The 8,449-nt window shown below is 40.8% G+C and carries 10 protein-coding genes; 9 read left to right on the plus strand and 1 reads right to left on the minus strand.

Annotation, left to right across the window (positions count from 1 at the left end; all coding sequences use genetic code 11):
* A partial coding sequence (guaA, locus tag ADI74_RS01145) for a glutamine-hydrolyzing GMP synthase (RefSeq protein WP_049536511.1) occupies window positions 1-1,116 on the minus strand: 1,116 nt, incomplete at its 3' end.
* 140 nt (window positions 1,117-1,256) lie between these two features.
* On the opposite strand from guaA, the gene ADI74_RS01150 reads away from it, so the two are divergent.
* The 9 genes from ADI74_RS01150 to ADI74_RS01185 all read left to right on the plus strand — a co-directional run bounded on the left by ADI74_RS01150 (window position 1,257) and on the right by ADI74_RS01185 (window position 8,342).
* Window positions 1,257-1,955, plus strand: a complete 699-nt coding sequence (locus ADI74_RS01150; RefSeq protein WP_049536513.1) for a GntR family transcriptional regulator — start codon at window positions 1,257-1,259, stop codon at window positions 1,953-1,955.
* Between the two features lie 136 nt (window positions 1,956-2,091).
* Window positions 2,092-3,378 (plus strand): peptidase U32 family protein, encoded by a 1,287-nt coding sequence (locus ADI74_RS01155; RefSeq protein ID WP_000169103.1) that lies wholly within the window; start codon window positions 2,092-2,094, stop codon window positions 3,376-3,378.
* A gap of 14 nt (window positions 3,379-3,392) precedes the next feature.
* Window positions 3,393-3,704, plus strand: a complete 312-nt coding sequence (locus ADI74_RS10655) for a CHY zinc finger protein (RefSeq protein WP_080566831.1) — start codon at window positions 3,393-3,395, stop codon at window positions 3,702-3,704.
* A 231-nt stretch (window positions 3,705-3,935) separates the two neighbouring features.
* Window positions 3,936-4,136 carry a F0F1 ATP synthase subunit C gene (locus ADI74_RS01160; RefSeq protein ID WP_001054552.1) on the plus strand — a complete coding sequence of 67 codons (201 nt, stop codon included), beginning with the start codon at window positions 3,936-3,938 and terminating at the stop codon, window positions 4,134-4,136.
* A gap of 34 nt (window positions 4,137-4,170) precedes the next feature.
* On the plus strand, window positions 4,171-4,884 hold the full coding sequence (atpB, locus tag ADI74_RS01165) for a F0F1 ATP synthase subunit A (RefSeq protein WP_000392853.1): 714 nt from the start codon (window positions 4,171-4,173) through the stop codon (window positions 4,882-4,884).
* A 13-nt stretch (window positions 4,885-4,897) separates the two neighbouring features.
* Entirely contained in the window at window positions 4,898-5,392 is a 495-nt protein-coding gene (gene atpF, locus ADI74_RS01170) for a F0F1 ATP synthase subunit B (RefSeq protein ID WP_000558540.1), read from the plus strand.
* On the plus strand, window positions 5,392-5,928 hold the full coding sequence (locus tag ADI74_RS01175; RefSeq protein WP_000358981.1) for a F0F1 ATP synthase subunit delta: 537 nt from the start codon (window positions 5,392-5,394) through the stop codon (window positions 5,926-5,928). The genes atpF and ADI74_RS01175 overlap by 1 nt, the downstream gene beginning before the upstream one ends.
* Window positions 5,929-5,942: 14 nt before the next feature.
* Window positions 5,943-7,448 (plus strand): F0F1 ATP synthase subunit alpha, encoded by a 1,506-nt coding sequence (gene atpA, locus ADI74_RS01180; protein WP_049536515.1) that lies wholly within the window; start codon window positions 5,943-5,945, stop codon window positions 7,446-7,448.
* Window positions 7,449-7,463: 15 nt separating this feature from the next.
* Complete coding sequence (locus ADI74_RS01185; protein ID WP_000301231.1) at window positions 7,464-8,342, plus strand: F0F1 ATP synthase subunit gamma; 879 nt, start codon at window positions 7,464-7,466, stop codon at window positions 8,340-8,342.
* Window positions 8,343-8,449 lie beyond the last annotated feature (107 nt).

Consider the following 8,449-nt stretch of genomic DNA (forward strand, 5'->3'; position numbering starts at 1 on the left):
GTTCAATGGTTCAATCAGTTCAAACTGCATGTCTTCTGGAAGACCACCCACGTTGTGGTGTGATTTGATGGTTTGAGCAGTATCTGTACCAGACTCAATTACGTCAGTGTAAAGTGTTCCCTGAGCAAGGAATTTTACATCTTTTAGCTTGCTTGCTTCGTCATCAAAGACATAAACAAATTCGTTACCGATGATCTTCCGTTTTTGTTCAGGGTCAGATACGCCAGCCAATTTATCAAGGAAACGTTTAGCAGCGTCTGCTTTGACGATATTCAAACCAAACTTACCACCAAGCATGTCCATAACTTGGTCTGCTTCCCCTTTACGAAGAAGACCGTGGTCTACAAAGATACAGATCAATTGATCGCCGATTGCTTTCTGGAGAAGAACGCCAACGACAGAAGAGTCAACACCACCAGATAGACCGAGAAGGACACGTTTGTCTCCAACAGTTTCACGAATTTTTTGAATCTGCATCTCGATAAAGTTATCCATTGACCAGTCGCCTTTAGCCTTACAGATATTAAGTGCAAAGTTGCGAAGGATATCATTTCCATAGACAGAATGGCGAACCTCTGGATGGAATTGGATACCGTAGATATGTTTGTCTGGGTTTTCAATAGCTGCATAAGGACAGTCAGCAGAAGTTCCAGTACGAACAAAATCAGCAGGAATTTCAGTAACCGCATCGCCATGGCTCATCAAAACAATCTGTTCTTCTGGTGTACCTTCAAAGAGGGCAGAAGGAGTGTGAGTAAGTGGAGATTGACCATACTCGCGGTTTCCAGCATCACCTGCTGGGACAACCTTACCTCCAAGTTTGTGGGTAAGAAGTTGCATACCATAGCAGATTCCCAAAATTGGAATACCAAGTTCAAAAATTTCTGGGTCAATATCAAATGAACCTTCTTCGTAAACAGAGTTTGGTCCACCTGAGAGAATGATCCCTACCGGGTTAATCGCACGAACCTCTGCTGCTGAAATCTTATGGCTTTTTAGCTCTGAAAAAACACCAATTTCACGGATACGGCGTGAAATCAGCTGGTTGTATTGGCTACCATAGTCCAGTACGATGATTTTTTCGACATCTTGCAAATCAGTTGAAATCTTGCTCATCTTTTTCCTTTCTCAAAAGAAATATCTTTTTCAATATTTTATCACAAATGAGGGCGAATTACCAACTAAACAAGGCAAAGTTTGACTTTTTCTAATTAAATACGGTACAATAGAGAAAATAAAGAAAAGAAGTGAAAAGCATGTTACCAGCTTATATGAAAATCCACGATCAGATCAAGAAGGATATAGATGAGCATCATTGGAAAATCGGAGAGAGACTTCCAAGTGAGCGAGATTTAGCTGAACAGTTTCAAGTTAGCCGGATGACTTTGCGACAAGCCATCTCTCTCTTGGTTGAGGAGGGGGTTTTGGAGCGTCGTGTTGGAAGCGGAACTTTTGTTTCTAGTACTCGAGTTCAAGAAAAAATGCGGGGGACTACCAGTTTTACTGAGATTGTCAAAGCCCAAGGGAAAGTTCCTTCTAGTCAGCTGATATCCTATAGGAGAACCATTCCCAATGAACAGGAAGTGGCAAAGCTAGGTATTTCACCAACTGAAAATATCATCCGTATGGAGCGGGTTCGGTATGCCGATCAAGTTCCTCTGGTCTATGAAGTTGCTTCTATTCCCGAAAAGTTTATTAAAAATTTTAAAAAAGAAGAAGTAACCAGTCATTTCTTTCAGACCTTGCAAGAACATGGTTACCGAATTGGAAAATCCCAACAGACCATTTATGCGAGATTGGCTAAGGAAAAGATTGCCCATTACTTAGAAGTCGAGAAAGGGCATGCGATTCTAGCCTTGACTCAGGTTTCCTATCTCGATGATGGTACGGCTTTTGAATATGTCAAGAGTCAGTATGTGGGTGAACGTTTTGAATTTTATCTTGAAAACAACTAGTCTCAGAAGACTAGTTTTTCGTTTCTAAGAAGATTAGAATTGTCAAAACAATCTGTCTAGGCTTGATTTTATCACTTATTTACTATAAAATGAGAAGGAAAAACGTCAAACTTTTATATTGCAAATAGGAGAAAACATGACAAAAACATTAAAACGTCCTGAGGTTCTTTCACCTGCTGGAACTTTAGAAAAACTGAAAGTAGCTGTTCAATATGGTGCGGACGCAGTCTTCATCGGTGGACAGGCCTATGGTCTTCGTAGCCGTGCTGGAAACTTTACCTTTGAGCAGATGGAAGAAGGAGTCCAGTTTGCTGCTAAGTACGGTGCCAAGGTCTATGTAGCTGCCAACATGGTTATGCACGAAGGAAACGAAGCTGGTGCTGGAGAATGGTTCCGTAAGTTGCGTGACATCGGGATTGCCGCAGTTATCGTGTCAGATCCAGCCTTGATCATGATTGCAGCAACAGAAGCACCAGGTTTAGAAATCCACCTCTCTACCCAAGCAAGTGCCACTAACTATGAAACTCTAGAGTTCTGGAAAGAACTTGGTCTAACTCGCGTGGTTTTGGCTCGTGAAGTTTCAATGGAAGAATTGGCAGAGATTCGCAAACGTACAGATGTTGAGATTGAAGCCTTTGTACATGGAGCCATGTGTATTTCTTACTCAGGTCGTTGTACGCTTTCAAACCACATGAGTATGCGTGATGCTAACCGCGGAGGCTGTTCTCAGTCTTGCCGTTGGAAATACGACCTCTACGATATGCCCTTTGGCCAAGAACGTAAGAGCCTTAAGGGTGAAATCCCAGAAGAATTTTCAATGTCTGCCGTTGATATGTCTATGATTGACCATATCCCAGATATGATTGAAAATGGTGTAGATAGTCTCAAGATTGAAGGTCGAATGAAGTCTATTCACTATGTTTCAACAGTAACAAACTGCTACAAGGCGGCTGTGGATGCTTACCTTGAAAGCCCAGAAAAATTTGAAGCTATTAAACAAGACCTGGTAGATGAGATGTGGAAAGTTGCCCAGCGTGAATTGGCAACAGGTTTCTACTATAGCACACCTACAGAAAATGAACAGTTGTTTGGTGCACGTCGTAAAATCCCTGAATACAAGTTTGTCGCTGAGGTGGTTTCTTATGATGATGCAACCCAGACAGCAACCATTCGTCAACGGAATGTTATCAATGAAGGAGATCAAGTTGAGTTTTATGGACCAGGTTTCCGTCATTTTGAAACCTATATCGAAAATCTTCACGATTCTAAAGGCAATAAAATCGACCGTGCTCCAAATCCAATGGAACTCTTGACCATTAAGGTTCCTCAACCTGTGCAAGCTGGGGATATGGTTCGAGCTCTCAAAGAAGGTCTTATCAATCTCTATAAGGAAGACGGGACAAGTGTCACAGTTCGTGCCTAGATAAGGAAAAGTGAATGATTCAAGTGCAAGGATTGTTGGTAGATAATGAAAGCAGATGTGTTCACTATCATGGTGAAAAGGATATTATTTCCCTCCAGTGCTATGAGTGTAAAAAATACTATGCTTGCTATCAGTGCCACAATGCTATAGAAACGCATTTGTTTTCACCTTACCCCTTGACGCTTGCGGAGGATCGACCGATTTTATGTGGGGCTTGTATGAGGACAATAACATTTCAAGAATATCAAAAACAAATAGCCTGCCCTTATTGCAAATCTCCATTTAATCCAGGGTGTAAACAACACTATTCCTACTATTTCAAATAAAATGAATCTATCCAAGTTCTAAACTTGGATTTTTCAATTTATTTCGGAAAATATAGAAAAAGTGGAAACACATTTCATCATAAAATGAGAAACTTATCTATACAGTGGTATAAAAATAGCAAAAATAAAAATAAATCATCTGAAACGCTTCCAACGTAAGTAAAAAGTTGACAAAAACAAATTTTAGGACTAAACTAAGTAAGTAAATTTTAAATAAAAGGAGAATTCATCATGAATTTAACATTTTTCGGTCTTTGTCTTGCCTGTATGGGTGTATCCCTTGCAGAAGGATTTTTGATGAACGGTTTGTTCAAGTCTGCAGCACGCCAACCAGATATCATCCCACAATTGCGTAGTTTGATGATCATGGGGATTGCCTTTATCGAAGGAACATTCTTTGTAACTCTCGTATTTTCATTTATCATCAAATAAAGAGAAGTATAAAATGGAAAAGGGAGGATTCTAGATGGAAGAAAGTATCAATCCAACCATCAATATTGGTCCTGTTACCTTTGATTTAACCTTGACAGCATTGACTTTGTTGTCTGTGGCACTGATTTTTGCCTTTATCTATTGGGCAAGTCGTAATATGACTGTGAAACCCAAAGGAAAGCAAAATGTACTAGAGTATCTCTATGACTTTGTAGTCGGATTTACAGAACCCAACGTAGGTTCTCGGTACATGAAAGATTACTCACTCTTTTACTTGTGTTTATTTCTTTTTATGGTTATCGCAAACAATCTTGGTTTGATGGCGAAACTTCAAACTACAGATGGGACAAACCTTTGGACATCGCCAACTGCAAATCTCCAGTTTGACTTGGCTTTGTCATTTGGAATTATCCTGATGACCCATATAGAAGGAATTCGTCGCCGTGGTGTTAAAAAGTATCTGAAAGGCTTTGTAACCCCAGGTTTTATGACACCGATGAATCTCCTTGAAGAAGTCACGAATTTCCTATCACTTGCTTTGCGGGTGTTCGGGAATATCTTTGCCGGAGAAGTGATGGCAAGCTTGCTTATTACTCTTTCTCATCAGGCTCTTTATTGGTATCCAGTCGCATTTGTTACCAATCTTGTCTGGACGGCATTCTCTGTGTTTATTTCCTGTGTTCAGGCCTATGTATTCACAGTCTTGTCTTCAATGTATCTAGGAAATAAAATTAATGATGAAGAGTAGAAAGGAGTAAATGATGCACGTAACAGTAGGTGAATTGATTGGTAACTTTATTTTAATTGCTGGCTCTTTTATCCTTTTGATCGTCTTAGTCAAAAAATACGCATGGTCAAACTTGACAAGTGTCTTCGAAGAACGCGCCGAAAAGATTGCTGCTGATATTGATGGTGCTGAACAAGCTCGTCAAAAAGCAGAAACTCTTGCTCAAAAGCGTGAAGATGAATTAGCAGGAAGCCGTAGCGAAGCTAAAACTATCATCGAGAATGCTAAGGAGACAGCTGAAAAGAGCAAATCAGATATTCTGGCTGAAGCTAAGCTAGAAGCTGGTCGCTTGAAAGAAAAAGCTAACCAAGAAATTGCGCAAAACAAAGCTGAGGCTTTACAAAGCGTTAAAGGTGAGGTAGCAGATTTGACAGTTAGTTTAGCTGGAAAAATCATCTCACAAAACCTTGACAGTCATGCCCATAAGGAACTCATTGATCAGTATATCGATCAGCTAGGAGAAGCCTAATGGACAAGAAAACAGCAAAGGTAATTGAAAAATACAGCATGCCTTTTGTCCAATTAGTGATTGAAAAAGGAGAAGAGGACCGGATTTTTTCAGACTTGGATCAAATCAAGCAAGTCGCAGAAGAAGCGGGCTTACCCTCTTTTTTAGCTCAGGTGGCAGTTGATGAGTCAGATAAGGAAAAAACAGTTCGTTTCTTTCAAGACTCTGTGTCACCTTTAATGCAAAACTTTATTCAAGTTCTGGTTTACAATCACAGAGCAAATCTTTTTTATGAAGTAATTGCAGATTGTTTGAATCGCCTTGAAAAAGAGACCAATCGTTTTGTTGTCACGATTTCTTCAGCCCATCCTTTAACAGATGAACAGAAGGAACGTCTGCTCCCATTGATAGAGAAAAAAATGTCTCTGAAAGTGCGGAGCGTCAAAGAACAAATTGATGAAGGACTCATTGGTGGTTTTGTCATTTTTGCTAATCACAAGACAATTGACGTGAGTATTAAACAACAACTTCGAGTTGTTAAAGAAAATTTGAAATAGAAAGTGGTGTTCTTTTGGCAATTAACGCACAAGAAATCAGCGCTTTAATTAAGCAACAAATTGAAAATTTCAAACCCAATTTTGATGTATCTGAAACAGGTGTTGTAACCTATATCGGGGACGGAATTGCGCGTGCTCACGGCCTTGAAAATGCCATGAGTGGAGAGCTGTTGATTTTTGAAAACGGCTCTTATGGGATGGCGCAAAACTTGGAGTCAACAGACGTTGGGATTATCATCCTAGGTGACTTTACAGATATTCGTGAAGGCGATACAATTCGTCGTACAGGTAAAATCATGGAAGTTCCTGTTGGTGAGAGCCTTATTGGACGTGTTGTGGATCCACTTGGTCGTCCAGTTGACGGTCTTGGAGAAATCCATACTGATAAGTCTCGTCCAGTAGAAGCGCTGGCTCCTGGTGTTATGCAACGTAAGTCTGTATCAGAACCATTGCAAACAGGTTTGAAAGCTATTGATGCCCTTGTTCCGATTGGTCGTGGTCAACGTGAGTTGATTATCGGTGACCGTCAGACAGGGAAAACAACCATCGCTATTGATGCTATTTTGAACCAAAAAGGTCAAGATATGATCTGTATCTATGTAGCGATTGGACAAAAAGAGTCAACTGTTCGTACGCAAGTTGAAACACTTCGTCAGTACGGTGCCTTGGACTACACAATCGTTGTGACAGCTTCTGCTTCACAACCTTCTCCATTGCTCTTCCTAGCTCCTTATGCTGGGGTTGCCATGGCAGAAGAGTTTATGTACCAAGGGAAGCATGTTTTGATCGTTTATGATGATCTTTCAAAACAAGCGGTCGCTTATCGTGAACTCTCTCTCTTGCTTCGTCGTCCACCAGGTCGTGAAGCCTTCCCTGGGGATGTTTTCTACCTTCATAGCCGTTTGCTTGAGCGTTCAGCTAAGGTTTCTGATGAACTTGGTGGTGGTTCAATCACAGCTCTACCATTTATCGAGACACAAGCAGGAGATATCTCTGCTTATATCGCAACCAACGTGATTTCAATCACAGATGGTCAAATCTTCCTTGGCGATGGTCTCTTCAATGCGGGTATTCGTCCAGCTATCGATGCGGGTTCATCTGTATCCCGTGTAGGTGGTTCTGCACAAATCAAAGCTATGAAGAAGGTTGCTGGTACACTTCGTATCGACCTTGCTTCATATCGTGAGTTGGAAGCCTTCACTAAGTTTGGTTCTGATTTGGATGCGGCTACTCAAGCTAAGTTAAATCGTGGACGTCGTACCGTTGAAGTTCTGAAACAACCAGTTCATAAACCATTACCTGTTGAGAAACAAGTAACCATTCTTTATGCTTTGACACATGGTTTCTTGGATACGATTCCTGTAGATGACATTGTTCGTTTTGAGGAAGAGTTTCATGATTTCTTTGATGCACAACATCCAGAGATTTTGGAAACTATTCGTGAAACAAAAGACTTGCCAGAAGAAGCAGTCTTGGATGCTGCGATTACAGAGTTTCTCAATCAATCCAGCTTCCAATAAGAATAGAGGTGTCAAATGGCAGTATCTCTAAATGATATTAAAACAAAAATCGCCTCAACAAAAAATACTAGTCAAATCACCAATGCCATGCAAATGGTATCGGCTGCCAAGTTAGGTCGCTCTGAAGAAGCAGCACGCAACTTTCAAGTTTATGCTCAGAAGGTTCGTAAGCTTTTGACGGATATTCTGCATGGTAACGGATCTGGTGGTTCTACCAATCCGATGCTCATTAGTCGCCCAGTTAAGAAAACAGGCTATATCGTTATTACTTCAGACCGTGGCTTGGTTGGAGGTTATAATGCTTCCATCCTTAAAGCTGTGATGGAGCTGAAAGAAGAATACCATCCAGATGGTACAGGTTTTGAGATAATCTGTATTGGTGGTATGGGAGCTGATTTCTTTAAGGCTCGTGGCATTCAACCAATCTATGAACTACGTGGCTTGGCCGACCAACCAAGTTTTGATGAAGTTCGTAAAATTATTTCAAAAACGATTGAAATGTATCAAAATGAACTTTTTGATGAACTCTATGTTTGTTACAACCATCATGTCAATACTCTCACAAGTCAAATGCGTGTGGAACAAATGTTGCCGATTGTTGACTTAGATCCAAATGAAGCGGATGAAGAGTATAGCTTGACCTTTGAGTTGGAAACGAGTCGTGATGAGATTCTAGAGCAGTTGTTACCTCAGTTTGCAGAAAGTATGATATACGGGGCTATCATCGATGCCAAGACAGCTGAGAATGCTGCAGGTATGACAGCCATGCAAACGGCGACTGATAATGCCAAGAAAGTCATCAATGATTTGACAATCCAGTATAACCGTGCCAGACAGGCGGCGATTACACAAGAAATTACAGAAATTGTAGCGGGGGCTAGTGCCTTAGAATAAGGCTTTGCCTCCCTCGTATCAAAATGAACTTATACTCAATGAAAATTAAAGAGCAAACTAGGAAGCTAGCCGCAGGCTGTACTTGAGTACGGTAAGGCGACGCTGAC

It is taken from the genome of Streptococcus pseudopneumoniae, assembly GCF_001074565.1.
GTDB lineage: Bacteria > Bacillota > Bacilli > Lactobacillales > Streptococcaceae > Streptococcus > Streptococcus pseudopneumoniae_J.

Coding starts and splice junctions, on each gene's coding strand:
- ADI74_RS01185 (WP_000301231.1), top strand. CDS start 7,464: ATGGCAGTATCTCTAAATGATATTAAAACAAAAATCGCCTCAACAAAA.
- atpB (WP_000392853.1), top strand. CDS start 4,171: ATGGAAGAAAGTATCAATCCAACCATCAATATTGGTCCTGTTACCTTT.
- ADI74_RS01175 (WP_000358981.1), top strand. CDS start 5,392: ATGGACAAGAAAACAGCAAAGGTAATTGAAAAATACAGCATGCCTTTT.
- ADI74_RS01160 (WP_001054552.1), top strand. CDS start 3,936: ATGAATTTAACATTTTTCGGTCTTTGTCTTGCCTGTATGGGTGTATCC.
- ADI74_RS10655 (WP_080566831.1), top strand. CDS start 3,393: ATGATTCAAGTGCAAGGATTGTTGGTAGATAATGAAAGCAGATGTGTT.
- ADI74_RS01150 (WP_049536513.1), top strand. CDS start 1,257: ATGTTACCAGCTTATATGAAAATCCACGATCAGATCAAGAAGGATATA.
- atpF (WP_000558540.1), top strand. CDS start 4,898: ATGCACGTAACAGTAGGTGAATTGATTGGTAACTTTATTTTAATTGCT.
- ADI74_RS01155 (WP_000169103.1), top strand. CDS start 2,092: ATGACAAAAACATTAAAACGTCCTGAGGTTCTTTCACCTGCTGGAACT.